The following is a 25,676-nucleotide window of genomic DNA, read 5'->3' on the forward strand; positions in this document are numbered from 1 at the left end:
AGCTCTTTTTCCATTTTTTTTGTTTTTTAGCTTCCATGTTTTGCGATTTTTATTTCTTTAATTCTTGTTTAGGAGCTTCTATCGGTTGTTTTAACGAAATGATATTTGAAAGCAATCTGTATGCGCCGGCAACACCTTCGGGTAATTCTCTAAAAAAGCTTAAACCAGTGTAAATATAATATCCTTTTCCGTATGGTGCGATTAATAAAGCGCCATCTTTAGCAGATTCACCTTTATCGTGAGACGAAATAATAGGAGTGAAGGCAGAGTCATATTGGTCTGGATAATACAAACCTTGCTCTTGTGTCCATCCTTGAAAATCTTTTTCAGTGATTTTATTAGGTGTGTTTAAAACAGGGTGATTTGGAGCTAAGAAAGTAATTTTTGCATTTTCCTCGGTTACACGATCGTTTGATACTTTTAACGAATATGGAGCGATCTGATCAGTGACCATTCTTCCGTAGGTATTATACTGAACAATCATGTTTTTACCACTTTTTACAAAATCAAAAAGTATTTTTTGTTTATTGGCTAAAGCATTTACGGTATTGTAGGCACGAACTCCTGTTATAACTGTGCTAAAAGAGTCTAGTCTTTCAGGCGTAATTTCTTCGGGTTTCAAAATGGTAACTTTATATCCCATTTGAGTTAAACTTTCCGGCACTTCATCACCCGCGCCCATAATATAAGCAATGGCATCTCCAGAATTTTTTAAGTCAATTCGGATGCATTTTGACTCAGCTGGTTTTAAAACCATTTGTTTGGTAATATGACTGTAATCAATGATAGTTTCATCTTTTTCAAAACGTTTATTGTCTACAGTTGCGATTGCTTTTGCAACAGTTTCTTCCTGATTAATCGGAGGTGTTACTTCAAAATAAAACGTTTGTTCATTTCCTTTTTTACTCAAAGAAAACGGAATCTGTTTTGGTGAAACTACCCAGCTTTTTGGTAAATCTAATTGCAAATTCCCTGTAATAGCATCTTTTCCAGCACGAACTTTTACCGGAATCATTTTGCTTTTGGTGTCTTTAAAAATCAATACTCTTTCAGAAATTGAAGTGGTAACTTCTGGAACAATATCAAGGAAGTTGTACATTTCACCTTTAACACCATCATTGTATTTGTAAACAACAATACGCTCAAAAGGAATTTCAACACCACTAATTTTTACATTGAAAACTACTTTTACTTCTCTGATAATGTCCGGAATTCCAATGTTTTCCTGATTTGAGACGGTGTACATTCCAACGCTTGCTTTTTCTTTTAGCCAATAGGGTTGTGTGTATTCTAAATTCTCTGGAAGTTGAATTTGAAGGATACTTTTCTGATCGTTATTATTTTTTAAAATGCTGTTTTGTACCGTTGTTTTGTTATCCGGTAAAGAAGTCACGCTTGTTAGCTGCATTTCAATTGGACTTCTGTTAATTACTTCAAGGCTCAGTTTGATTGTACTTCCCGGTGTTGCTTCCTGTTCACTGGCCACTGCTTCAAGATATAAGCCAGAACATGAGGCTATTATGTTTTTTATTGCCGTTGCTTTTAAAGGTTTCCAATGATCATCATCTAAAGTATGAATCATCGTATATGCTTTTACCAAGTCCGGAATACTTGCTGAAGGATTAGTGAAATCGTATTTTGAAATAATTTTTGAAATTAATTCACCGACAGGTTTTCCGTTTTTAACACGGTTCCATGAAGTATCGATGCCATCAAATAAGTTATCTCTTTCTGTCGGAGTTTCACCATTGATAAGTTCCAGATATTCTGTTTCCTCGCCACGGGCACCAGTACTTCCAAAACCTTGAGACTGATGACGGCTTCGGCTTAAAGCTGCTATTTCCTGATTTGATTTCCCAATACCGGTATAATAAACTCCTGTTTCTAATTTGGTGAATTTTGATTTATTGGCAGCGTCAAATTTTTCCTGACTTCCATAAAACCACCATGACGGATTGAAAAACTGGCGTTTAACCTGCCAGGGTTTTACATATTTTAATTGTTCAGGATATATTTTAGGATCATTTGTCAATTTAAAACTCTCAACACTCAACATGGCCGATGATGTATGATGTCCATGAGTAGTCCCCGGTGAACGATGATCAAATCTATTAATAATTACATCCGGTTGAAATTTTCTAATTGTCCAAACGACATCAGCAAGCACTTTATCTTTATCCCATATTTGTAAAGTTTCATCTGGATTTTTCGAAAAACCGAAGTCGTTTGCACGTGAAAAAAACTGTTCTCCGCCATCGATTTTTCGGGCTTCAATTAATTCCTGTGTTCTAATTACGCCTAGTAATTCACGCAATTGCGGACCAATTAAATTCTGACCTCCGTCGCCACGTGTCAATGACAAATAGCCTGTTCTGGCATTCATTTCGTTTGCCATGTAGGAAATTAAGCGTGTATTTTCGTCATCAGGATGAGCGGCAACATATAAAACAGAACCTAAAAAGTTCAATTTTTTTATTTGATTGTAAATCTCAATTGAATTTGGTTTTTGTGGTTGTTGTGCAAATGAAATCGAAATTCCTGTTAAAAAAAAGAAGAGAATTTGTAACTGAATTTTTCGCATAGCGTATTGTGGTGTTTTGAAAGTGCTTCAAAAATAGTAATTATATTGTGGATCACTATTTAAATGAAATGTTAATGTTTAGTTATTGAATTTCTTTCAACAAAATTTATTCCAAAAAAAAAAGCTGCCAGATAAAATCTAACAGCTTTTAAGAGAATTGATCTAATAATTTAGATCATGTGGTATTTCTTAGGATTACAGAAAATTATTTCAATTTGTTTTCTGTGTCTTTATAGTTTCCAGTAATGGTTACACCACTGTTTTTCGTTACTTTTCCGTAAATAGTAATAGAAGAGTCATTTCCAATAAAATTAATTTTGGCACCGCTGTTTAATCTTAAATCTCCCCAAATTACTACAGAACCTTCAATTTGTAATGTAGCATTACTGTTGATAATCAATTCTGTTGGATTCTGTTGCTGGTATTTACCCTGAGCTAAAGTTCCTCTCATATTAAAAGTTCCTCCGCTATTTAAAATCAAAGTATTTTGAATGCTTATTGATCCACAATGTGTCAAAATTCCACCAGAATTAACAATTACAGAACTAATAGCTGTTGATCCTGAATATGATTTTACTTCATTTGAATTTAAAATTAAATTCTGACCTTGATTATAAGTGCCATAATTAGAACAATTTGCAAATGTAGTATTCGGTTTTTCCATTTTAATGATTTTCAAACCGCCTTTTCCACTCGCCACATAAATATAATTACCACTTGATTTTACGTAATTTGACGAACCTGTAATTCCAACTGTTCCAACTAAACTAAGTTGAGATCCAGATTGATAAACATTTAAACCTGCTGCTCCGTTTGCAACAAAAGCGTAACCCTCATTTACAGAAACCGCATTGGTAACATTGTCTTCTCCAGCAGTTGTTAAACCAATAGTTTGTAATTTAGATCCACTGTTAATATCATAAACACCTAAACCATTGTACCCTTCAGAAACCAATAATTTTGCACCATCAAAATCCATTGTTCTTTTTGCACCGCTAACATCCGTAGATGTAGTGAAACTTTTTTGTAAAGCTAAACTAGATTCGTTGTAAATGTTTACACCTTTAGTACCGCTTAAAGTAACGATTTTGTCACCACTTACAGCTACAGTACGTAAATCTGCTAATGCTACTTTTCCTGTAATTGCTTTAGATGAACTGTTTATTTTGTATAAATTTCCAGCATCTCCGGTTACAGCAAAATAGGATGATGAATTTGCAGCTACATCAGTTGTAACTTTTCCTTCAAGGTTGTTGATCGTATATTTATCAGTAAGCAAACCTGAACTCAATTGCATATTGATTACAATTGATGGGTTTGTTAAAGTAGCGTTTTTGTCAATATCTGTTGCTCCTGCAATTATTAAATTTCCGTTAGAATACGTAAGAGATGTAATATCTGTATTAGCAATTAAAGCCGATGTAATTAATTTAGGTTTGTAAGGATCTGAAACGTCAATTACATCAATTGCACCAGAGTAAACATCGCCACTCATAGTATACGCAACATAAGCATAGTTTCCGTTTACAGCAACATGATTAGCCTGCAAGGTTCTTCCGTTACTATCTTTTGGAGGATTTATTTCGGCAATTTGTACTAAAGGCAAATCAGTAGTTGCCTGGCTGCTTTTTAATAATTTTGATGTCGAAGTGTTTGTAATTGTAATAACGCCCGAATTTGTAAGGTCTAGCCTTTTATTTAAAGACGTAACATCAGAGTTGATTTCGATATTATTTTCTTTTGCCTGGTTATCAGTAGAAGTGTCATCATTGTTATCACAAAATGTAAAAAGTGACATTGCTAAAAACGAAAATAAATAAACGCTCTTTTTCATAATTTCAATTTTGGTTTAAAATATTTTGCAAAGATACGGTGTAATTGTAGTATAATAAGCTAAATATTATGAATAGTTTAACTTAACAGCTTGTTTTTTATGCATTTATGTAAAATGTTTTGCAAATTAACATTTTTATTAAATACTATGCATGCATAAAAAAAGAGTATCAAATTTTTGATACTCTTTTGTGCTGAAAATTAGCTATTTACTAATCTTTTATCTTCTTCCATGTCCATGATTATCATGTTTGTCATGTTTATCATGGTGATCATCATGGTCATGACGATCGTGTTTATCATAATGCTTATAATCTCTATGATTATCATGACGGTCATTATAACCATAAACCGGTCTTGGTTTATAAGGTCTTTGTGGTGCACCATGATATCCTTTATAATATCTTGTTCTGTGACGATCAAAGTATACATAAGGCGTTCTACCGTGATAATCATTCAGAACTACTTTGTAACCTCCATATAAGTCATAATTTCTATATTGTCTTGGTAAGTAAGTTGTTCTAACCCATCTTCCTCCACCAAAATAAATAAATTGCGATGCTCTTACATCATAATAGGCTTCAATATCTGGCAAATAATAATATTCCATTTCAGCATATCCTGATGGACCCCATGCTGGAGGTGTACCAATGTTAACATTAATTGAGACTTGGGCTTGTGTGGCATTTGCAACCAAAAGGAATAATCCGGCGATTGCTATTTTTATTGTTTTCATTTTTTTTTAAGTTTTAATGTTACTCTTGTATAGTGATATTCATATACTGTGCCAAAAATAAAAACAAAATGTATTTCGTCGGATAAAATATGCACTTCAACGATTGTTGGAATGCTAAGTGTTTTATAAATTATTGATTTTTAAATTGTTTTGAAAAGTTTAAAAATAAAATAAAAGTGAAAAAAAAAAATCAACTCTATCTGTAATCTACAATTCGTGGCTTTCCAAGTTCAAAACTTTGTAAACCATAATCTGTGGTTTCAAAAGTATTGGTTTTGAAAACATTATCTCCATCATTTGGAATAGTAGGATAGTATGACAATGACAATTGAAAGGAACTGAAAACTAAATAGTCATTACTGATTAATAGGCCAAGAGTCACTTTCTGATAGGCTTTATTTCGGCCCATAGCGTTATTTGGACTTCCTAAAACGGCAATTGAATAATTAAAAAACGGATTCATGCGGAATCCCCAAAGTGCATAAGGGGAATAAGTCTGGGTCTGAAGTGATAAAACCATTTTATCTGTTCCATATAAGGCACTGTTGAAGCCTGCTAAGCCATTTTTCTCGTTGATATTTAATTGATCGCCTACAATATCTTCCCGATTTACACCGATAACAATCCTCGGATTAACAAATTGTCTTAGCTTCCATTTTCCTATACTATATAGTTTTGTAAAATAATTGCTTTCAATTGCAAAGGCCGTTTCATAGGTTTTGGATTGATGGAAAAAAGTACCTGCTTCAAAATTAGTACTGAAAAATCCCCATCTATAATAGTTTCCAAAAGAAAATTGTCCTCCTATATATGGCCGCCACATGGTATTTTTATATTGATAACCAAGTGTAATCCCGTAAATTCGGCCAATAGGTACATCTTCTGTTTGCCCGTTTCTAAAGATGTAACTGTCTTTAATAAACTTTCGGGTATTAAGTCCAATTCCGGATAGAATTAGTTTTTCATCTGAATAAAAATTCGTCGGATCATATAAGTCTGATGGGCTTTCACTATAATTTACGTTTAGAAAACGCGCTGAAACTATCAAATTAGTTAAACCTGCATTTTCGGTTTCAAATACTTTAGTTGCCTTTCCGGCCCAAAAATCCTGAAAATTATATTTAAAAGGCTGATATTGAAAGGTCATATCAGGAGCCTGTATAGTGTCTTTTCTGAAATTTTGCCCAACATATACTCCGCCAGCCCATTTGGTTAAGGGAGAATAGAAGAGACGTTCAATATTTATTGTTTTCGAATAATTATTATCTAGATCAATATTATAATGGAATGTTGCCCCGATATAAGTATTCTTAATATTGGGAACAGTATACGTAACATCGTTTCCATTTCGCCCATCATCAAAACGATTTGTAAAACGATATTCTAGTTGTTGACCAGAACCAAAAAAATCTTTCTCTTTAAATCCAACAGAAACCTGATTACTGGAAATTGAGAATTTCGGAATAGTACTCCAGGAATCCAAAACACGAATGGTAACATCTACAGAATCAGAAGCTACACCAACCAATTCATGTGTAACCCTAACTGCAGTTACATATTTCTGTGCACGAATTAAACGCTCAGATTCCTGCATTTTATAGCTGTCGTATACAGAGTTTCGTCTAAATAGTAATAAGTTGGTAATAGCAATTCTTTTCGTTTTTAGATGAAGTCTGTTTCCTGTTCTTTCTCCCCAATTTTTGGGTTCCCGTGTTGTATCAATAAGAGAATGTCCAAACGGATCTAAAGTAATGATATTTATTTTTCTAATTATTTTTCCATTATAATCAGCAGAATCATGAGGGATAATAAGATTCTCTTTTTTTTGAGGTTTTTTACTTCTAAATAAAAGTTTGTGCAGCGTTTGTGTAAACTTATTTTTCTTGGAGTAATTTCTAATTTTAGTATAGATCTCCGTACTATCTTTTTTGACCTTACTATCTTCTTTTTTAGTATTGTCTTGGGCTTGAGTAATTTGCGTACAAAAGCATATTAAGATAAGAAGTGCTATTTTTTTAATTAAAGACATTCAAGTATTTTTTTGCTATACTATAAAGTGATTTTTGTATGAATATAAGTAAAATAAGAGTAATATCCTTACTATTGATTTACTTTAGCTTCAATTTTAGCTTTTCTAATTCGCCATGTAAATTTTCTGGGCATATGATTTCCCATCAGATATCCCCAAGGCTCTAAAGATTCAATTCTTTCAAATATAATTTTAAGAATCGCTAATAATGGAATTGCCAAAAACATACCTGAAATTCCTGCTGCAGAACCTCCAATAATAATTCCCATAATAGACACAAAAGCATTAATTTCTACTTTGGAATTAATTATTAAAGGCACAAGTAGATTATTATCAATTAATTGCACAACAAGATTTACAAGTAAAATACTTAAAATCATTGAGGTTTGGGGCGTTCCGGTTAAAGAAGCCAAAAGCGTTATTACACCGGCAATTGTTATTCCAATATAGGGTATCAAATTTAAGATTCCGGTTATTAATCCAAGTAGAATAAAATATTTTACCCCAACAATCCAAAGACCAAGACCCGTAAGGATAGAAACAACAATCATCTCTAGCAATAAACTAACAATGTAATTGTTTATTGAAACTTTAATTTGTGATAAAATATCTTTTAAGGCTGAATGGTCTTCCTTGTTAATTAGTTTGGCTAAAAACAGAATAAAATGATCTTTATAAAGAAGAAATAAAAAGGTGTAAATAGGAATGATAGTGCAATCTAATAGCAGATCTGTAATAGATAATATTGCTGAACCAACAGTGCCCGCACCGCTATTTTTAACGGAATCTTTTGTTACGGTGTCCAGGTATTTTTTTTGTTCTCCAATACTTATATGAAAATTATCCTTTACAAATTTATGCACCTCAGTGATAAAATAATTGGTATTTTTCTTAATAGCTTCAAAGTCATTGGCAATATCTTTTACCTGGTACGATATAAAAACTAATATTCCGACAATAAATGCTGCAAACATAAGCACGCATAGTATTGCTGCAAGATGCCGTGGAAACTTAAACCTAACATTTAACAATGTAAAAACAGGAAGCAGTAAAACGGCGAATAAAAAAGCCATTAATACAGGTGTAATAATGTCTTTTCCTAAGCAGAATATTACAGCAAAACATATTAAACTTACAAGTATAAGGGAAAGTTTGGCATAAAATGGCAATTTTATTGAACGGATCATTTTGGTTATAGAAATTAGGTTTAAAAATCTGAACTAGTCTAAACAAAATTCCTTTTTTTTAGATAAATACCGTTCTACGTTTCCTAATTAACGTTACAAAATTCCCATTCAAATTAATCGAAAAACTCTTTGTCCTCGTATTGTACCGGCATTATTGAAATTCCTTTTTGAAGCAAAAGGTTATTCGGAAAAATGATTTTTTCGCCTTCTTTGGTTTTTAAATTGACATGAAAAGCACTAATATCTTCAATTTCAGCTTCAATTGGAAAATCTTTATCATGAATTTTGATCGTATCGCCAATTCTAAAAGGAAAAGAGAAGAATAAAATCATTCCGGAAGTAATATTGCTCAGAATAGACCATTGAGCAAACATGGCGACCCCAATTACTGTTGCAATGGAGGAAATAGTTATGAAAAGATCTTTGGTGTCAACCCCCCAGATAACAATCAAACTTATCGTAACCAATATATTCATCAATAAATGAATGTATTTGATTACCAGATTAGTTCGGTGCTCTAATAACTGACTAGTACTTGCATAACGTCGAATTAATTTTGCGATAATTATACGTAATGCGACTAGTGCCAAAAGAAGGATTCCTGTAGCTAATAATTCCTGGCTATATTCTTTAAAAGAAAACATACTTTAATATTTTACACTAAAGTACTCAAATATTCATAAACTTTTGCTGTTGGCAAGCCCATAACATTGGTATAAGAACCTTCAACTTTTGCAACTGCCATAAAACCAAACCATTCCTGTATTCCGTAAGCACCTGCTTTATCATAGGGTTTATAGTTTTCTATATAATATAAAATAGCTTCATCTGATAAATCATTAAAAGTTACTTTAGTAGTATCATGTAATAGAGTAGAAGTAGTGTTGGTTTTAAAACAAACCGAAGTAATTACTTCGTGAGTAGTATTAGACATCGATTTGATCATTTCAAAAGCTTCTTCAGCACTTTTAGGTTTTCCTAAAGCTTTTCCCTCGTGCCACACTATCGTGTCACTGGTAACTAATATTTCATTGTCTTTAAGTTCACCCTCAAATGCACTTGCTTTTAATTCAGATAGAAAATCAGTGATTTCAACCCCTTTTAATTCTGGGGGATAAATTTCTTCGATATCTTTCAGTCTTATTTCGAAATCCAGATTTAGATCCTTGAAAAATTGCTGTCTGCGAGGTGAACCCGAAGCCAGAATTATAGTATATTTTTTTAGTTTTTCTTTAAGCATTGTACTTAATATTTAAGTTGATAACCAGGATTGATAAAATACCAAAAAGCAATATCAATTTTAAAACTGTACTCAAATGCTGAAATTCTTTTTGAGATTTAGCTCCAAATATTTTTACAATAAAATATAAAAGAGGGGCCAAAACAAAAGCAAAAGCATATAAAGTAACAATTAAAAGATCGTTTTCCATGAAATATTTGTTGATATAAAGCAACGATAATATAAATGGAATAATCGCAAATCCTAACGCTATTTTTGCAGCTCTACTAATTCCGATGGCAATAGGTAAAGTATTCATACCTTGATTATAATCTCCATTTACATCTTCAATATCTTTAACTATTTCACGAATAAAATTAATCATAAAAGCAAACAAAGCATAATCAATTAAAATAGAAAACAGGCTCGCCATTTGCGCCTGATTCTCCGCATTAGTTGCAGGAAAAATATCAAAAACACCAATAATAATGACACTTAAAGCCAATAGCAGCGCAACAACAAAATTTCCTAAAAGCATGATTTGCTTTAAAGTTGTAGAATAGAAGTAAAGCAGAGAAGCAATTAGGATAAAAATGGTGGCAAAACCAGGTCTCATAATTACATTTGACAAATAGAAACCAAGGGCAACACCTGCGACATTCAACCCGAAATAAATATTATAAGCCTGTGTTTCAGGAATTCCTTTTCCAATAACAACATCATTTGGCTTGTTGATAGTGTCTGATGCGACATCAAATATATTATTGATTACATAACCCGCGGCCGCTAATAAAACAGTGCTCAAAACCAATAATCCATATTGCCAATCAGTTAAAGCCAACGGGATATCTTGTAGTTTTAAAAAGGAATAACGAAATAAAAGCTGCATAAATGCAAGCATCAGTAGGTTTTGATATCGAATGAGTTTGAGGTATTTCATTTTTTTCTTGAGTTACAAAGGTTCAAAGGGGCAAAGTGACAAAGTTTTTTTTAATGCTGTTTAAGCGATCAAAAATCTACAATCTACAATCAAAAATCTAAAATAATTAATCGTGTTTTCCACTAAAATGTTCCATCCATTTTCCTTGTACTTTCATTACTTGTTCAATTACGTCACGTGCAGCGCCTCTTCCGCCTTTTACGTGCGAGATATAACGGCTGATATTTTTGATTTCAGGACTTGCATCCTGGGGACAGGTTGGTAATCCTACTAATTTCATCACATGGAAATCAGGAATATCGTCACCCATATATAATACTTGTTCCGGTTTAATATTATAAGTATCGGTATATTCTTTAAAAGTTTGTACTTTGTCAGGAGTTCCCAAATGAATATCGCTAATGCCTAAATTTTTTAGTCTCACGCGAACACCTTCATTGCTTCCGCCAGAAATAACGCAGACATTATAACCACTTTCGACAGCTGCTTTCATGGCAAAACCATCACGAATATTCATTGTACGAAGAATTTCTCCTTCATTGGTTACAAAAACTGAACTGTCTGTAAGTACGCCATCAACATCAAAAATAAAAGTGGTGATGTCATTCATTATTTCCTTATAACTTTTTGCCATTATGCTGTATTGATTGTGTTAGTATTTTATAAATATTTTTTTGATTTTCATTGGTTAAATACTCTAAATGAGCCTCAATTGTACTCGAATCATTGCGTTTTGCAGGTCCGGTTTGGGCATCAATTGGCTCTAAAGTTTTTATTTTTTCGGCAGTTTCCTGAATCAGCGGTTTTAAAATATCGAATGAAACCTGATTTTCTTCGCAAATTTCCTGGCCAATTTGATATAAATGATTCGTGAAATTGTTTACAAAGACAGCTGCAACGTGCAATGCCTTACGCTGCTCTGAATTAATTGGAAAAACAGCTTTTGAAATGCTTTTTGCAACGGTTTCCAAAACACGAAAATCAAATGTATTATCGGCTTCCAGACATATCGGAATTATCGAAAAATCAATTTCTTTATTCTTAGAAAAAGTCTGGAGCGGATAAAAAACGCCTTTACGATTTTTATCATCTAAAGTTTCAATAGAAGCAGTTCCTGAAGTATGAACCACAAGTTGGTTGTTAAAAGGTAATTGTTGTGAGACTTCTGCAATGGCGTTATCTGTAACTGCGATAATGTAAAGATCAGCTTCTTTTAGATTCTCATAATTGCTAACAATTTTATCGAATTCAATAAGAGAACTCAATTTTTCCTTTTTTCGCGAAAATACCTGTGCAATTTCTACAGCTTCACTTTTAGAGAAAGCTTTTATCAAATGCTGCGCAACATTTCCGGAACCAATTATTGTTATTTGAATCATATGGCAAAATTAAGATTATTTTTTAAAGTATATTGGTTTTGTCTCGTTAGTCTTTCGTTTAAAAGTGACCTGATTGCCTTAATTTTTATACAAAAGAAAAACCCGTTACTTAACTAATTATAAGTAACGGGGTTATTCTGAATTTTAGTGCATTTAAAGTTTTACTGTTCCTTTTGAAACATTTTCACTAATTGTGGTTTTGGTAGCAAAATCTGTTTTTTTGGAAGAAATTAATTCAATATTTTTACTCGCAGCACCATCAATTGTAACTGCTTTTGAAGAAGTTGAATTGAATTCAACGTCTTTCAAAATGATATTTTTACCATTATAAATTTCAAATATTGACGGGTTTTGGATATCTAATTTCGCGTTTGTAATTTTAATTCCGCTGGCATCAATTATAGAAAAACCTTTTTCAGCTGAAATAACTAAATTAGAAAGTTCTATATTTTGAAGGTTCATTTCAGGTAAACCTTGTAAAAACACAGCCTGTTGCGCCCCTTTAATCGTAATGTTTTTGATTAAAATATTTTTAAACTGAGGTGTTTCTTCGTTTACCGGAACAACTTTGTTATTGGTTTTAGTTCCGCCTTCAGCCAACGTTTCTGCAATAGATTTCCCTCCATAATAAAGATCGAAAGAAATCGCCTGTGATGGAATATCGGTCATATAGATATCTGAAATAAAGATGTTTTCAACGATTCCGCCGCGTCCGCGAGTACTTTTAAAACGCAGACCGACATCAGTTCCCATAAAAGTACAGTTTGAAACATGCAGGTTTTTTACGCCGCCTGACATTTCGCTTCCTACAGTTACGCCACCGTGACCGTGATATACGATATTGTTTTTTACGATAATGTTCTCGCACGGAATACCTCTTTCACGACCATCTTTGTCTTTTCCTGATTTTATACAAATCGCGTCATCGCCAACATCAAAATTTGAGTTTTCTACCAATACATTTTTGCACGACTCGACGTCAATACCATCACCATTTTGAGAATACCAAGGATTTCTAACCGTAATGTTACGAACTATTAAGTCTTCAATCATTAGAGGATGAATATTCCAGGCTGGTGAATTTTGAAAAACAGGTCCGTCGAAAAGTACTCTTTTGCTATTTTGAATACTTACCAGTACTGGACGCAGAAAATCATGAATAGCTTCAAAATCTTCTTTGGTTTTTAAATCAAGACGCACATTTTGATCCGCTCCAACAGTTGCTTTTTTAAAGGTTTCAGACGGATACCAGGTATCTTTTTTTTCATTTAGAACTCCACCAGATGCAACAAGTTCTTTCCATTGACTCTCGGTTAATTTATTCTTTTTGACTTGTCTCCAGGCGTCTCCTGAGCCATCCCAGACACCATTTCCGGTAAAAGCAACGTTCTCAAGGTTTTTGCCATAAATAGGAGAGATACAACGCCACGTATTAAGACCTTCAAAGCTGGTTTGAATAAGTGGATATAAATTTTTATCTGTTGAAAACTTAATTAATGCACCTGTTTCTGCATGCAATTCGATATTGCTTTTTAAAATAATTGGGCCGGTAAGCCAGATTCCCGGAGGTATTATTACTTTTCCACCACCTTTTTTTGAAACCGCATCTATGGCATCGGCAAAAGCCTTGGTATTTAAAACAGAACCTCTATTGACAGCTCCAAAATCTTTTAAGTTTACGGTATTGTTTGGAATCTTAGGCTCCTGAATTTTTGACATCTTAAATTCAATGTTGACGTAGGAATCATAGGACTTTGAATTTTGGGCACTTGTGTAATTTGACACGCCTGAGAGTAGCATTACCAGAGCAAAATAGAATAGATTAAGTGGTTTCGTTTTCATGTTTTTGTAATTATATGAAGTTTGGTTTGTTAGCAGATACAATTCTTGTTAAAGTGTTTAATTTTTAAGGAAAATAAAAAAATAGCTTTATTTTATAAAAAACTAATAATGTAATCGATTACACAAATCTAATAAAAAATATTAATTCTATAATATAAAATTCCATCCAATTTAGTTGTCGTTTGTTAATGAAATTTAAAAGCAGCACTATTCTTTTTTGGTTTTTATTAACAAAACACAAATATTAGAACTCAACATTTTTAAGTACTTTTGTGGCACTTTTATACAATGTAATTCCTCAGAAATGGATAAAAAAATATTCTCTTTTTTGTTTTCTACACGATTAATGGCCGTTCTTTTTTTAACATTTGCAATCGCAATGGGTATTGGAACTTTTATCGAAAGTAAGTACAATACTGACACAGCCAGAATTTTAATTTACAATACCTGGTGGTTCGAGGCAATAATGGTCTTTTTTATGATCAACTTTTTCGGAAACATCAAACGTTACCAATTATTAAGAAAGGAAAAATGGGCAACTTTATTACTGCATATTGCCTTTATTTTTATTCTTTTAGGAGCCTTTATTACGCGTTATATTAGTTATGAAGGTGTAATGCCGATTCGCGAAGGAGCAGCGGAAAACCAAATCCTTTCTGAAAAAACATTCTTAACTGTTTTTGCCGATGGTGAATATAAAGGAGAAATGAAACGCAGGGTTTTTGAAAAGAATCTTTTACTGTCTCCAGTTACTAATAATGACTTTAGTCTTTCAGGAAAATTTGATGAGACGCCTTTTGAAGTTTCCTATTCAAATTATATTTTGGGAGCTAAAGAAATGGTTAAACCAAATCCTAACGGTACTTTATATATTAAATTGGTTGAAGCCGGAGCTGGCGGGCGTGAAGAACATTTCTTAAAAGAGGGAGAGGTTCAAAATATTCACAACGTTTTATTTGCTTTGAATAAACCAACAGATGGAGCGATTAATATTAATACTAAAGGAGAAAAATATACAATTCAGACGCCATTTGAAGGAGAATTTATGCGAATGGCTGATAAATTTAAAGGAAGTGTAACAAAAGATAATGTACAGCCGTTAATGATGCGTTCTCTTTACAGTATCGGAGATATTCGAATCGTTTTCCCGGATCCTGCTGTTAAAGGAGTTATAGCTTATGAATCAAATAATGATTTTAAAGCAAAAAATCATAACGATGCTTTAATTGTAAAGTTAAAAGCAGATGGGCAGGAAAAAGAAATTACGCTTTTGGGTTCTAAAGGTAAAATTGGGGAACCAAAATCAATTAAAATTGGTAAGATTGACTACACTTTATTCTACGGAAGTAAGGCATATATTACGCCTTTCAAAATTAGACTGAATGATTTTATCGCTACAAAATATCCGGGAACGGAAAAAAGTTATTCTGCTTTTGAAAGTAAAGTAACCGTTCAGGATTCATCTGAAACTTTTGACGCCCGCATTTATATGAATCATGTTTTAGATCATAAGGGATATCGTTTTTTTCAATCAGGATTTGATCCGGATGAAAAAGGAACCATTTTATCTGTAAACCATGATTTTTGGGGAACTTCAATAACTTATTTAGGCTATTTTATGTTATTCTTCGGTTTAATGGCGATTATGTTTACAAAAGGTTCTCGTTTTACAGATTTAAAAAGAAAATTGGAGAAAGTAAAAGAGAAAAAAGAAAAGTTAATTACTATTTTGGTTTTAATGATCGGTCTAAGTGGTTTTGCTCAGGCACCACACGTTCATACACCAGGACATGACCATAATCATACGGCAGATCCAAATGACCATGCCAATCATGTTACAGCACCGCCAAGTCAGAGACAATTAGATTCGTTATTATCAATCTACAAAGCACCGGAAGCTCATGCTGCTAAATTTGGTCGTTTGATTATTCAGGATGCTGGTGGTAGAATGAAACCTATTAATACTTTTTCATCTGAATTGTTGAGAAAAGTAAGCCACGATGACAAGTATAACGGAATGAATTCTGATCAGGTATTTTTGTCAATGACACAGTATGCTCAGGTTTGGATTCAGATTCCTATTATTTACATCAAACCAGAAAATGACAGTATTCGTAGAATTATCGGAATTGAAAAAGGAGCAAAATTTGCTCCCTTTGTAAAGTTCTTTGATGAAAACGGAAACTACAAACTTTCACCTTATTTAGATGCAGCTTACAAAGCAGCCAATCCAAATAGTTTTGAGAAAGATTTTATCGAAACAGATAAAAAAGTAAACTTGATGGAATCTGCATTGAGTGGTAGTATCTTAAAAATATTCCCAATTCCAAATGATCCAAACAACAAATGGATCTCTTATTTAGAAATTGATCATGCTGGTTTAAAAGGCATAGATGCCACTTATGTGAAGCAAATTCTTCCTCTGTATTTTAGTGCTTTAAACAATGGTTCGATTTCTAAAAACTTTAATACCGCTGATCAGTTGGTTGAAAGTATTAATGGTTTTCAGAAGAAATTTGGAAGTAAAGTTCGTCCAAGCGAAAAGAAAATTGACCTTGAAATCGCGTATAACAAATACAATATTTTGCCAAAAATGTTTTATTGGTATTCGCTTGCAGGAATCTTTATGTTGATTTTTACACTTTTCAGTATTTTCTTTGACAAAAAGTTTTTACGCATTACAGTAAATGGTTTCCACATTTTAATTGGATTAATATTCGCACTTCATACAGTAGCCCTAATCGCTCGTTGGTATATCTCAGGACACGCACCGTGGAGTAACGCTTATGAGGCAATTGTTTATGTAGCTTGGTCAACAATGTTCTTTGGATTGGCTTTTGACAGAAAATCAAAACTTACAGTGGCATCTGCAGCGTTTGTGACAGCGATGATTTTCATGGCATCAAACGCCAACTGGGTTGATCCTGAAATTGCAAATTTACAGCCTGTTTTGAATTCGTATTGGTTAATGATTCACGTTGCCGTTATTGTGGCAAGTTACGGACCTACAGCACTTGGAATGATTTTAGGTTTTGTAGCCCTGATATTAATTTTCTTTACCAATGAGAAGAATAAAACGAAAATGGAACTAAACATCAAAGAAATCACCTATATCAACGAAATGTCAATTACAATTGGTTTGATTATGTTGACTATTGGTAACTTCTTAGGAGGACAATGGGCGAATGAAAGCTGGGGACGTTACTGGGGATGGGATCCAAAAGAAACCTGGGCTTTGATCTCTATTATGGTTTATGCGTTTGTAATTCATGCTCGTTTTGTACCAGCTTTGAGAGGAAAATGGTTCTTTAACTTAATGACTATGTATGCTTTTGTTTCAATCTTGTTCACCTATTATGGAGTGAACTTTCACTTAGTTGGATTACACTCTTATGCAAGTGGAGAAGCGCATTCATTAAGCTGGATTTGGTATTCATTAGGAACAATAACTTTAATAGGAATTGTTACTTATCCAAAATACAGCAAATATTATAAAACTAAAAAAGTGAAAAAATAGATAATTATAAAATGTAATTATTAATTCATAAAAAAAGGTTCAACGTAATGTTGAACCTTTTTTTATGAATTAATTTTTGCTAAGCTTATTTTGGCTTGAGGAAAGATAACCTTTGAATGTTTAAGAGAAATATTTTTTTCTAAACCAAAAAGCAACATTTACTAAAGCTATTAAAGCAGGAACCTCTACTAAGGGGCCTATAACGCCTGCAAAGGCCTGACCGCTATTTATACCAAATACCCCAATGGCTACTGCGATTGCAAGTTCAAAATTATTGCCAGTCGCCGTAAAAGCAATTGCGGTACTTTTTGAATAATCAGCTCCAAAATATTTTCCAATAAAGAAACTAACTAGAAACATAATGACAAAATAAAGTACCAGAGGAATTGCAATACGTATAACATCCATCGGAATCTGAACAATCAGTTCACCTTTCAGGCTAAACATAAGTACAATTGTGAAAAGCAGCGCAATCAAAGTAACAGGTGAGATGATGGGAATGTATTTATGCTGAAACCACTCTTCGCCTTTTAATTTTATAAGAACGTAACGGCTAATAATTCCCAGCGCAAAAGGAATTCCTAAATAGATTCCGAGACTTTCCGCAATTTGCTTAATACTAATGTCGATTTCAAATCCAGAATAACCAAAATAAGGTGGTAATACGGTAATAAAAAGATAAGCATACAGACTATAAAGCAAAACCTGAAAAATACTATTTAAAGCAATTAACCCGGCGGCATATTCTCTGTTTCCATCGGCGAGATCATTCCAAACGACAACCATAGCAATACAACGGGCTAATCCAATTAAAATTAGGCCCATCATATAATCGGGATATTCCTTTAAAAATAGCAACGCTAAGACAAACATCAAAATAGGGCCGACAATCCAGTTTAAGAACAAAGAGGCTCCTAATATTTTTGTGTTCTTAAAAACGCTTCCCATTTGTTCATACTTCACTTTCGCTAATGGCGGATACATCATCAATATTAGCCCAATAGCAAGAGGGATATTTGTTGTTCCAGTTGAGAATGAATTGATAAAAACGCCACTTGACGGAATGAAATACCCAATCGAAATACCAATTGCCATCGCAAGGAAAATCCAAAGGGTTAAAAACCGATCAAGAAAACCAAGTTTTTTTCGTTCTGTAACTGGGGCGCAATGATTTACTGACATATTATTTTTTTATTTCAGAAAAGACATAAAACATTTCGGTCGCGATTTGCAAGCTTCGTTCCTGATACTTTTCAGTTTGTAGGGGTGTGTTATCAAAAGCTTTTGGATCCTCAAAAGTAACCGGAATACGTTTTTCTGCTCCTATAATAAACGGGCAGCCTTCATCAGCTTGTGAGCAGGTCATAATAGCTGCAAAATCATCTTCGGGATTAAAATCATTATCATACTTTTTCGAAAATCCGATTACAGGATATTGTGTTGTTGCATATTTTATAGCATAAATGGGATTACTTCCCTCGGAAAGTACTTCTATAAGAAACCCTGATTCTTTAAGGGTTTCTACAACTTTTGGGAATAATGCCGTTGCTTCTGTTCCACCGGAATAGCAAAAAACATTATTTATATCAAAATAATAAGCTGCCGTTTGTGCCCAAACCTGAGATAAATGACTACGTCTCGAGTTATGAGTACAAATAAAATTTAATCTGATCTCAAGATTTACGTTAAATTTTGACTGTATAAAATCAATCAGAGATTGTAATGTTTGTTTGCGATCTGCTGTAATATTTTGAAAATCAAATAAAGAAACAATTTTATTTAATTCGGGGAATAAGGTATTTGAGTTTGACATTTTTTAAAGAATTAGTTAACAACAGCCCCCACCAGGTGTGCAAGAATTATTAGTATCTGCATTTAACTGTGAAAGTTTAAATTTTGATTTTTCTGATGGAACTCCACATTGTTCCTGCGCTAAGCAAGCAGTATTTTTATTTATTAATTCGAAATCTTTTCCATTGAAATCCAAATCATACTTACCAATGGTGGTGTCCTGGTATTCCACTTCAATTTCAAAATCTTCTATTCCAAGAACTTTTTCAGAAAGTTCAATAATATGAATTAGTTTTTGTGGTTTTAAACGGTGTTCAAAATCATTGGCATCCCAAAGTTGGAAATTCACAACCGTTTCTTTTCTAACGGTTCCACCGCAGTCAATAAAGTTTTTGGTAATTAAACCTACTTCGGTAACGTGAAAATGTTCCGGAACAAAGCTTCCGTTTGGCAATTGAAAATTTACTGTTTCAACAGTAGTAAGCAATTTTTTAATCTCTGAAAGTTTCATAATAATTTGATTTAATAATTAACAACATTCCTTTTTATTTTTCTCAATATGAAGCGTGATAGTTTGAAAAAAGGATTTTATTTTTTCAAAACCAGCTTCGTTAATGCAGTAACAAATAGCGTTTCCATCAATATTTCCTTTAATTAATCCGGCATTCTTTAATTCCTTTAAATGCTGAGAAACTGTAGGTTGTGAAAGCGGTAATTCGTTGACTATATCTCCGCAGATACAAGTATTTACTTTAAGCAAATATTCAATAATAGCAATTCGTGCGGGATGGCCTAAAGCTTTTGTTAAAGTAGCCAATTCGTTTTGATGATCTGTAAAGTGATCTGATTTAGATGCTCCCATTGGTTTATATTTATATTGCAATATTACGATATGTATTTTGTTAAAAAAAGAAAATAACACATTATTTTCTTTTTTTACTATTCTAACCCGTGCTTAATCAACCATTTTTCCCGACAATAAAAGAACTAGAGCTACAAGTAGCAAGAAACAGGTTAAAAATATAATATGACTAACTAGCGTTAAAAAGAATGCTTTTGTTTTTGACATTTTATTAAAAAATTGAATGTTAGTCCAAAATGTTAAAATGACTCCAATTATATACGTCATTGTTGAAAACTTCTCAATATGATTTTTACTACTTAAATATAATAGCACAGGAAATGTCAAAATTTGCACAAAGAGTCTTTGCGAGGCTTTGAAAGTATTGAGAACAAAAAATTCAAAAAAATTATAACCTTGTTTCCTGAATACTATAAAAGTTCCAATAGTATAAATTGGTATAGTAGCAATGGTTACCCATGAAAAATGTGCTGCCATCCATTCGTTGTAATCACTCAAATCTATACCATCATCACTAGAATTTGCAAATATATTGATTTCGTAATAATGACATAGAAACCCGTATAAAGCCCCAAGAACAGCAACTAATGACAAAGGCTTAAAATGTTTCACACGTTTCCCTTCGATAAATTCTCTGATTGAATGTCCTGGCCTGGTAAATAATTGTTTTAAAGAATAGGGAATTCCTTCGTCAAAATGCAATAGACCATGTTGGATATCATGCCATAAAAAATGAGCATTAATCTTATGTGTTTCGGCCGTCTGTCCACAGTTGTTACAGTAATGGCCTTTAAAAATCTTATTACAGTTTTTGCAGATTATTTCCATTCTAAATTTTCTTTATAATTTTTCTTTCAAATTATTGAATTGCATTCTTTTAAAACCATTAGGAAACATAATAGCTATTAGAACTACAATTAATAAAAAGTTATACTCAACGCCATTTCTTCCTCCACCAACAACAAACCAACCCTCTTCAAAATGGACTAATATGATTCCCATTAACAATACAAAAATAGTTACAAAGCCTGCAAACTTAACATATTTATTAAGAAGTAACAGTATTGCCGCAATAACATGTGATAATTTAATTGACCACGCCAGAAAAACACCAAAAGGAGCAAACCCAATCTGATTCAGGTATAAATTCCCGAAGTCATTAATACCGTTATTAAACATGCCGAAAACGGAGTGCGTGAGAAGAATAATGGCAACTGCAATTCTTAATAATAAAGTTCCCTTCATGGTTTGTTTTTTGTTAGTGGAATTAAAAATAATAAAAAAACGCACATTAAAGTAATTAATATGCGCTTTGAGTTTTTAAGCAATATTTATTTTTACACTTTTCCTAAAGTATATAGTTGTGTCATAGTTGGTGTTAAACTTCCTCCGGCTGGTTCAAGTGTAATTCCAAAAGCTTCAGCTTCATTGGTACGATCTACAGCAAAGATTTTATTTGAATTTCCTTCAAAATCGCTTAATAAACCAATACTTGTTGGTGTAAGTACCGGACTTAATTTTAAAGCCCAAACCTGATATACCATTCCTTTTGGAGGTTTTGGTAAACCTGCAGCATCAATATAAGTTGTTTTGGTGTCTTTGTTCCAGTACACTTTTGCAAATGATGTTGGAGAAACAGTCTGACCACCAAGTGTCACGCCAGTGTTTTTAATATCTCTAACGATATTCAAACTTTTCTGAGTCTCCTTATTTTGCTGATCTAAGTACGCAAACTCTCTTTCGATCTTAGTTTTCTCACTGCCAACAGTTGCAATTGCATCTTTGGTTTTTGTCAATTCTAAAGTTTGATAGCCAAGTCCTAATAGTAGTAAAACGGCAGCTGCCCAGCCCACATATTGAGACCATTTTGAAGCGGGTTTCATTTCGACTACTTTTCCGTGTTTCAATTCTAAACGGGCCTTTATTTTCTCAAAATTTGCTACCGAATGAAAAGGAGAGAAGCTTGATGATAAAGCTACAATAGCTTTTTCTATCGAAATAATTTCCTGATCCACTTCGGGACTTTTTTTAGCCATTTCGGCTATTTCTAAATTTTCAGTTTCGGTTAATAAACCATAAACGTATAGTTCTAGAATTCCTGAGTCTATATATTCTTGTGCTTCCATTATATCTTTAAATAATTACGTAAATCGTTAATACAGTTTCTGTTTTGCGTTTTGATAGTTCCCAATGGCATTGCCAATTCTTCTGAAGCTTCTTGTTGGGTATATCCTTTAAAAAATAACAAATCGATAATTTCAATACATTTTGGTTTCAGTTTTTTGACGAATTCCTGAATCCCAATGGTATCAATTTTATTAAGTAGTTTGTTACTGTCGTCTAACAGATTTACGAAATTATCTGAGGAAAGGTTTTTTTGGCTATTATTATAATTTTTTGATCTTAACTTATCTATAGAAGTATTGCGGGCAATATTAAGGATCCATGTATAAAAACGACCTTTACTTTCGTTATACGAATCGATATTTTTCCAGATTTTGACAAAAACTTCCTGCAAAACATCTTCAGCTTCTTCTCTGTTTTTTATCAAAACGTGAATAACCGAATATAAACTTTTGGAATACATATCATACAAGTGGGTAAAAGCTCTTTCGTCTTTCTTGTAGATCAAAACTAATAATTCTTCTTGACTCATAGATTTAAGGTTTTTAAGTTTTTAAATAAAGTTTTAATACTTTTTTTCATTCCCTGATATAAAGATAATTTATTTTTTTGTTAATTTTTTATTTTTTTTAACAGTCTTAACCCTAGTAAAACAAGGTGTTTAGGAAAAAAATCACTTTTTTTTTATTTTTTTAAAACCAAAAGCAATCCAATCTCGTATATGCTATTATAACATAGAGAAATAATTTTTGAAAATAGCAAAAGGCCAAAAAACATCTTGAATAGTAATTGTTTAGACAAAAGTGAAATTTAGTTTTAGCGCAAAAGATTAAAAAATAAAATCTAACAAGTAAAAAATAATACTATGAAAAATCTGAATAAAATAAAAATTTTGATTGTAGCACTGACTTCTGTTTTGGCATTGACTGATTTTGAATCCAAAAACACCCGAAAAGGAATTTTCAAGCTTCATCATTCAACTTTAAGTAGCACAGTTTGCCAAAGCGATTTTATTCAAATTTCTCACAAAGTATAAAAATATAATAGTTGGTGTCCCCGGACTTCCAACCCGAAAATTATTTGCAAACTGTATTTTCCAAATTAAACGAATTTAAAATTTTCCTTATACACGCCATTAAAAAGATCAGATGGGAAATATGAATTAGGGTTTAAATAATTTTCACTATAACCGGGAGGCATCAACTATAATTAGAAGATAAAGTAACTATAATATAAGAATTCAGGATAGCACCAATTTTCTTATTTATAAGATTAAAGGATAATATTAATTCATGGTTTGATTTGTTTGTATGGGGAGAAGCCTAACGAGTGATTAACGTTAGGCTTCGTTTTTTTATTTAACTTATGTTTAATAAAAATAAAGCAATCAAACTCTTTCCGTAAAATAGATTTTAACTAATTTTATAAAAAATTAAACGATGAACAGAATAGCATTTTTAGTTTGTAGTGCAGTCTTTTTAATGACGGCACAACTTCAGGCTCAAACAAGTATCAATAAATCTAAAACAGAAAAAGTTATGGGAAAACAAACCATCTATCAATTTAAAGTGGAAGATTTATCAGGAAACACTTTTGATTTCGCTTCTTTAAAAGGAAAAAAAATCATGATTGTAAATACCGCTTCAAAATGTGGGTTAACACCACAATACAAAGATCTTGAAGCTGTTTACAAAGAATATAAAGATAAAGGTTTTGTTATTGTTGGTTTCCCGGCAAATAATTTCGCATCTCAGGAACCGGGAACCAATGAAGAAATTCAAACATTTTGTCAACAAAATTACGGTGTAACTTTTCCTATGATGGATAAAGTTTCTGTAAAAGGAGATGATATGTGTGAAGTATATAAGTTCTTAACACAAAAATCTAAAAATGGTTTACAGGATTCTGAAGTTGAATGGAATTTCCAAAAATACCTTATCAATGAAAAAGGCGAATTGGTTAAAGTAATTAAACCTAAAACATTAGTAACAGAGCCAGAAGTGATTAATTGGATTAAAAGTTAATTCAAAATAATCTAAACCGAAAAATCCACAAATTTGAATGTAAATTCAGGTTTGTGGATTTTTTTTATTTGTGATTGATCAATCAGCTTCAGTCATTCAAAACCTTAATAATCCTTTTTTCTATAGCAGGTTCTGAGTCTGAATGTCCACCATCTTCAATATATAAAATAGAATTATTAAGTTTATCATTTAATAATTCAGCATATTCAACAGGGCAAATTGAATCTTGTTTTCCATGAATGATAGTTATTGGAATATGATCGAGAACACTCGTATTATTTAAGATGTAGTTTTCGTCAATAAAACAATTATTACTTAAATAATAAGCTTCCATAATTGCTAAAGATTCAAACGGGAATTCTTGAATAATAGCCTCAATTTCCTTCTCGGTAATCCCTTTTTTAAAAATAGATATTTCGTAGAATGCCCATTCATAGCAATAAAAAAATCTATTTTCCGGAGTTCCATTCAGCATTTGATCTAAATAATATTCCGGTATAGTTAAATTTGAATCTATTGGAACGTTCTTCTTGAATCTACTCCATTCTTTTGGGAAATTATTTTCAACTCCACCATTTAAAAAATGCTCAATTGATTTTTTATCTCCAAGAAAAACACCTCTCAATAAAAGACTTTTTACTTTTTCAGCATTTTGAATAGCAAACACAAGACTTAGTGTTGTTCCCCATGAACCTCCAAAGACATTAACTTTTTGGATATTTAAATGTTTTAAAAGAACATTGATATCATCAACAAGATCTTGAGTTGTATTTTCCTTAATACAACCAAAAGGTTTACTTTTTGAAGACCCTCTTTGGTCAAAAAAGATTACTTTATGTTTCTCAAAATCAAAAAAACGCTTGTCTTTTTCTGAAAATCCTACGCCAGGACCTCCATGAACAAATAAAAAAACTTGTCCATTATCAGTACCACAAACTTCATAATAGATTTCATGAATTTCGCTAACTTTAAGATAGCCGTTCTCGAACTTATAATTTTTCTTCAATGTTAGTTATAATTAAATCATTCTTGTTAGGTTTTCCAAAAATGTGAGTCTACTTTACGTCCTTTTTTAAATCAGATTTTATACTTGGCGAACTTTGCGGTTAAATTCTAATTCAATATCAATTGCATGAAAACTAAATCTAACCAGTGATTAAACTTATAACCAACTTCGCGGATCGTTCCTGTGACTACGAAACCAAATTTTTCATGAAAAGCAATACTTCCGGCATTATCAGCATCAATTGCACCAATCATTACGTGATAACCCTGTTCTTTTGCTAAACGAATTAATTCAGTTAACAATTTTGATCCAATCCCTTTCCCAATTACATTATCTACGACATAAACAGAATGTTCAATCGTATACTGATAACCAATTTTTTCACGAAATTGGCCATAACTTCCAAAACCAACTACTTCGCCATCTAAATCAGCCACAACAATAGGTAGATTTTTGGCAGCTTTATCCTCAAACCATTTTGTTTGCACTTCAAGCGTTTGAACATCATAGTTATAATTAGCGGTGGTATGTACAATAGAATGATTTACAATGTCAAGAATTTTTCCTAAATCATTTATTGTTGCAGGTCTAAGAGTAAGGCTCATG

Annotated in this window: 24 protein-coding genes; 3 read left to right on the plus strand and 21 right to left on the minus strand. The window is 32.4% G+C overall.

The annotated features are described in order from the left end of the window. Positions 1–49 precede the first annotated feature (49 nt). The 11 genes from IRZ99_RS19110 to IRZ99_RS19160 all read right to left on the minus strand — a co-directional run bounded on the left by IRZ99_RS19110 (position 50) and on the right by IRZ99_RS19160 (position 13,623). Positions 50–2,581, minus strand: coding sequence for a PIG-L family deacetylase (locus tag IRZ99_RS19110; RefSeq protein WP_194658859.1), 2,532 nt, complete (start codon positions 2,579–2,581; stop codon positions 50–52). A 205-nt stretch (positions 2,582–2,786) separates the two neighbouring features. Beyond that, entirely contained in the window at positions 2,787–4,415 is a 1,629-nt protein-coding gene (locus IRZ99_RS19115; protein ID WP_194658861.1) for a hypothetical protein, read from the minus strand. A 219-nt stretch (positions 4,416–4,634) separates the two neighbouring features. Continuing rightward, positions 4,635–5,150 (minus strand): hypothetical protein, encoded by a 516-nt coding sequence (locus IRZ99_RS19120; protein WP_194658863.1) that lies wholly within the window; start codon positions 5,148–5,150, stop codon positions 4,635–4,637. A gap of 196 nt (positions 5,151–5,346) precedes the next feature. Then, positions 5,347–7,179, minus strand: coding sequence for a hypothetical protein (locus IRZ99_RS19125; protein WP_194658866.1), 1,833 nt, complete (start codon positions 7,177–7,179; stop codon positions 5,347–5,349). A gap of 71 nt (positions 7,180–7,250) precedes the next feature. Further along, a complete protein-coding gene (locus IRZ99_RS19130) occupies positions 7,251–8,366 on the minus strand; it encodes an AI-2E family transporter (protein ID WP_194658867.1) in 1,116 nt (371 codons plus the stop codon). Positions 8,367–8,479: 113 nt separating this feature from the next. Further along, positions 8,480–9,010 carry a mechanosensitive ion channel domain-containing protein gene (locus tag IRZ99_RS19135; protein ID WP_194658870.1) on the minus strand — a complete coding sequence of 177 codons (531 nt, stop codon included), beginning with the start codon at positions 9,008–9,010 and terminating at the stop codon, positions 8,480–8,482. A gap of 11 nt (positions 9,011–9,021) precedes the next feature. Then, positions 9,022–9,606 (minus strand): Maf-like protein, encoded by a 585-nt coding sequence (locus IRZ99_RS19140; protein ID WP_194658872.1) that lies wholly within the window; start codon positions 9,604–9,606, stop codon positions 9,022–9,024. Beyond that, positions 9,599–10,525 carry a geranylgeranylglycerol-phosphate geranylgeranyltransferase gene (locus IRZ99_RS19145; RefSeq protein WP_194658874.1) on the minus strand — a complete coding sequence of 309 codons (927 nt, stop codon included), beginning with the start codon at positions 10,523–10,525 and terminating at the stop codon, positions 9,599–9,601. The genes IRZ99_RS19140 and IRZ99_RS19145 overlap by 8 nt, the downstream gene beginning before the upstream one ends. 106 nt (positions 10,526–10,631) lie before the next feature. Then, positions 10,632–11,159, minus strand: a complete 528-nt coding sequence (locus IRZ99_RS19150; RefSeq protein WP_194658875.1) for an HAD family hydrolase — start codon at positions 11,157–11,159, stop codon at positions 10,632–10,634. Continuing rightward, complete coding sequence (locus IRZ99_RS19155) at positions 11,143–11,904, minus strand: Rossmann-like and DUF2520 domain-containing protein (protein WP_194658876.1); 762 nt, start codon at positions 11,902–11,904, stop codon at positions 11,143–11,145. Before IRZ99_RS19155 ends, IRZ99_RS19150 begins: the two co-directional genes overlap by 17 nt. 153 nt (positions 11,905–12,057) lie before the next feature. Further along, a complete protein-coding gene (locus tag IRZ99_RS19160) occupies positions 12,058–13,623 on the minus strand; it encodes a glycoside hydrolase family 28 protein (RefSeq protein ID WP_228519129.1) in 1,566 nt (521 codons plus the stop codon). Between the two features lie 427 nt (positions 13,624–14,050). Here IRZ99_RS19160 and ccsA point away from each other — a divergent pair, with 427 nt between their 5' ends. Further along, the gene (ccsA, locus tag IRZ99_RS19165) at positions 14,051–17,263 is read left to right on the plus strand and encodes a cytochrome c biogenesis protein CcsA (RefSeq protein ID WP_194658878.1); all 3,213 of its coding nucleotides are present in this window, start codon (positions 14,051–14,053) and stop codon (positions 17,261–17,263) included. 120 nt (positions 17,264–17,383) lie between these two features. Here the strand turns inward: ccsA and arsB are convergent, their stop codons facing one another. From arsB to IRZ99_RS19205, 8 genes are all read right to left on the minus strand, one after another. Continuing rightward, positions 17,384–18,445: an ACR3 family arsenite efflux transporter gene (gene arsB, locus IRZ99_RS19170; protein WP_194658879.1), complete on the minus strand. Its 1,062-nt coding sequence runs from the start codon at positions 18,443–18,445 to the stop codon at positions 17,384–17,386. Position 18,446: 1 nt separating this feature from the next. After that, complete coding sequence (locus IRZ99_RS19175; RefSeq protein ID WP_194658881.1) at positions 18,447–19,076, minus strand: protein-tyrosine-phosphatase; 630 nt, start codon at positions 19,074–19,076, stop codon at positions 18,447–18,449. Positions 19,077–19,091: 15 nt separating this feature from the next. Next, complete coding sequence (locus IRZ99_RS19180; RefSeq protein ID WP_194658883.1) at positions 19,092–19,565, minus strand: DUF6428 family protein; 474 nt, start codon at positions 19,563–19,565, stop codon at positions 19,092–19,094. Between the two features lie 18 nt (positions 19,566–19,583). Next, complete coding sequence (locus tag IRZ99_RS19185) at positions 19,584–19,916, minus strand: helix-turn-helix transcriptional regulator (protein ID WP_194658885.1); 333 nt, start codon at positions 19,914–19,916, stop codon at positions 19,584–19,586. A gap of 93 nt (positions 19,917–20,009) precedes the next feature. Then, positions 20,010–20,744, minus strand: a complete 735-nt coding sequence (locus IRZ99_RS19190; protein ID WP_194658887.1) for a DUF3667 domain-containing protein — start codon at positions 20,742–20,744, stop codon at positions 20,010–20,012. 12 nt (positions 20,745–20,756) lie between these two features. Then, on the minus strand, positions 20,757–21,161 hold the full coding sequence (locus IRZ99_RS19195; RefSeq protein WP_194658889.1) for a DoxX family protein: 405 nt from the start codon (positions 21,159–21,161) through the stop codon (positions 20,757–20,759). A 92-nt stretch (positions 21,162–21,253) separates the two neighbouring features. Next, positions 21,254–22,042: an anti-sigma factor domain-containing protein gene (locus IRZ99_RS19200; protein WP_194658890.1), complete on the minus strand. Its 789-nt coding sequence runs from the start codon at positions 22,040–22,042 to the stop codon at positions 21,254–21,256. After that, positions 22,042–22,572: an RNA polymerase sigma factor gene (locus IRZ99_RS19205; RefSeq protein ID WP_194658893.1), complete on the minus strand. Its 531-nt coding sequence runs from the start codon at positions 22,570–22,572 to the stop codon at positions 22,042–22,044. The genes IRZ99_RS19200 and IRZ99_RS19205 overlap by 1 nt, the downstream gene beginning before the upstream one ends. Positions 22,573–22,905: 333 nt before the next feature. Here IRZ99_RS19205 and IRZ99_RS19210 point away from each other — a divergent pair, with 333 nt between their 5' ends. Beyond that, positions 22,906–23,076: a hypothetical protein gene (locus IRZ99_RS19210; RefSeq protein WP_194658895.1), complete on the plus strand. Its 171-nt coding sequence runs from the start codon at positions 22,906–22,908 to the stop codon at positions 23,074–23,076. Positions 23,077–23,479: 403 nt separating this feature from the next. Continuing rightward, a complete protein-coding gene (locus IRZ99_RS19215) occupies positions 23,480–24,064 on the plus strand; it encodes a glutathione peroxidase (protein WP_194658896.1) in 585 nt (194 codons plus the stop codon). 88 nt (positions 24,065–24,152) lie between these two features. Here IRZ99_RS19215 and pip read toward each other — a convergent pair whose 3' ends face one another. Further along, positions 24,153–25,070: a prolyl aminopeptidase gene (pip, locus tag IRZ99_RS19220; RefSeq protein WP_194658898.1), complete on the minus strand. Its 918-nt coding sequence runs from the start codon at positions 25,068–25,070 to the stop codon at positions 24,153–24,155. Between the two features lie 107 nt (positions 25,071–25,177). Continuing rightward, complete coding sequence (locus IRZ99_RS19225; protein WP_194658901.1) at positions 25,178–25,675, minus strand: GNAT family N-acetyltransferase; 498 nt, start codon at positions 25,673–25,675, stop codon at positions 25,178–25,180. Position 25,676: the final 1 nt, after the last annotated feature.

Source organism: Flavobacterium sp. LC2016-12, from assembly GCF_015351595.1.
Classification (GTDB): domain Bacteria; phylum Bacteroidota; class Bacteroidia; order Flavobacteriales; family Flavobacteriaceae; genus Flavobacterium.

Bases quoted from the DNA above. Each gene is read 5' to 3' on its own strand.
- IRZ99_RS19150 (WP_194658875.1), bottom strand. From the start codon at position 11,159: ATGGCAAAAAGTTATAAGGAAATAATGAATGACATCACCACTTTTATT.
- arsB (WP_194658879.1), bottom strand. From the start codon at position 18,445: ATGTCAGTAAATCATTGCGCCCCAGTTACAGAACGAAAAAAACTTGGT.
- IRZ99_RS19215 (WP_194658896.1), top strand. From the start codon at position 23,480: ATGAACAGAATAGCATTTTTAGTTTGTAGTGCAGTCTTTTTAATGACG.
- IRZ99_RS19115 (WP_194658861.1), bottom strand. From the start codon at position 4,415: ATGAAAAAGAGCGTTTATTTATTTTCGTTTTTAGCAATGTCACTTTTT.
- IRZ99_RS19135 (WP_194658870.1), bottom strand. From the start codon at position 9,010: ATGTTTTCTTTTAAAGAATATAGCCAGGAATTATTAGCTACAGGAATC.
- ccsA (WP_194658878.1), top strand. From the start codon at position 14,051: ATGGATAAAAAAATATTCTCTTTTTTGTTTTCTACACGATTAATGGCC.
- IRZ99_RS19190 (WP_194658887.1), bottom strand. From the start codon at position 20,744: ATGGAAATAATCTGCAAAAACTGTAATAAGATTTTTAAAGGCCATTAC.
- IRZ99_RS19200 (WP_194658890.1), bottom strand. From the start codon at position 22,042: ATGGAAGCACAAGAATATATAGACTCAGGAATTCTAGAACTATACGTT.
- IRZ99_RS19175 (WP_194658881.1), bottom strand. From the start codon at position 19,076: ATGTCAAACTCAAATACCTTATTCCCCGAATTAAATAAAATTGTTTCT.
- IRZ99_RS19155 (WP_194658876.1), bottom strand. From the start codon at position 11,904: ATGATTCAAATAACAATAATTGGTTCCGGAAATGTTGCGCAGCATTTG.
- IRZ99_RS19125 (WP_194658866.1), bottom strand. From the start codon at position 7,179: ATGTCTTTAATTAAAAAAATAGCACTTCTTATCTTAATATGCTTTTGT.
- IRZ99_RS19140 (WP_194658872.1), bottom strand. From the start codon at position 9,606: ATGCTTAAAGAAAAACTAAAAAAATATACTATAATTCTGGCTTCGGGT.
- IRZ99_RS19110 (WP_194658859.1), bottom strand. From the start codon at position 2,581: ATGCGAAAAATTCAGTTACAAATTCTCTTCTTTTTTTTAACAGGAATT.
- IRZ99_RS19180 (WP_194658883.1), bottom strand. From the start codon at position 19,565: ATGAAACTTTCAGAGATTAAAAAATTGCTTACTACTGTTGAAACAGTA.
- IRZ99_RS19185 (WP_194658885.1), bottom strand. From the start codon at position 19,916: ATGGGAGCATCTAAATCAGATCACTTTACAGATCATCAAAACGAATTG.
- IRZ99_RS19145 (WP_194658874.1), bottom strand. From the start codon at position 10,525: ATGAAATACCTCAAACTCATTCGATATCAAAACCTACTGATGCTTGCA.
- IRZ99_RS19120 (WP_194658863.1), bottom strand. From the start codon at position 5,150: ATGAAAACAATAAAAATAGCAATCGCCGGATTATTCCTTTTGGTTGCA.
- IRZ99_RS19210 (WP_194658895.1), top strand. From the start codon at position 22,906: ATGAAAAATCTGAATAAAATAAAAATTTTGATTGTAGCACTGACTTCT.
- IRZ99_RS19205 (WP_194658893.1), bottom strand. From the start codon at position 22,572: ATGAGTCAAGAAGAATTATTAGTTTTGATCTACAAGAAAGACGAAAGA.
- IRZ99_RS19160 (WP_228519129.1), bottom strand. From the start codon at position 13,623: ATGTCAAAAATTCAGGAGCCTAAGATTCCAAACAATACCGTAAACTTA.
- IRZ99_RS19225 (WP_194658901.1), bottom strand. From the start codon at position 25,675: ATGAGCCTTACTCTTAGACCTGCAACAATAAATGATTTAGGAAAAATT.
- IRZ99_RS19195 (WP_194658889.1), bottom strand. From the start codon at position 21,161: ATGAAGGGAACTTTATTATTAAGAATTGCAGTTGCCATTATTCTTCTC.
- IRZ99_RS19130 (WP_194658867.1), bottom strand. From the start codon at position 8,366: ATGATCCGTTCAATAAAATTGCCATTTTATGCCAAACTTTCCCTTATA.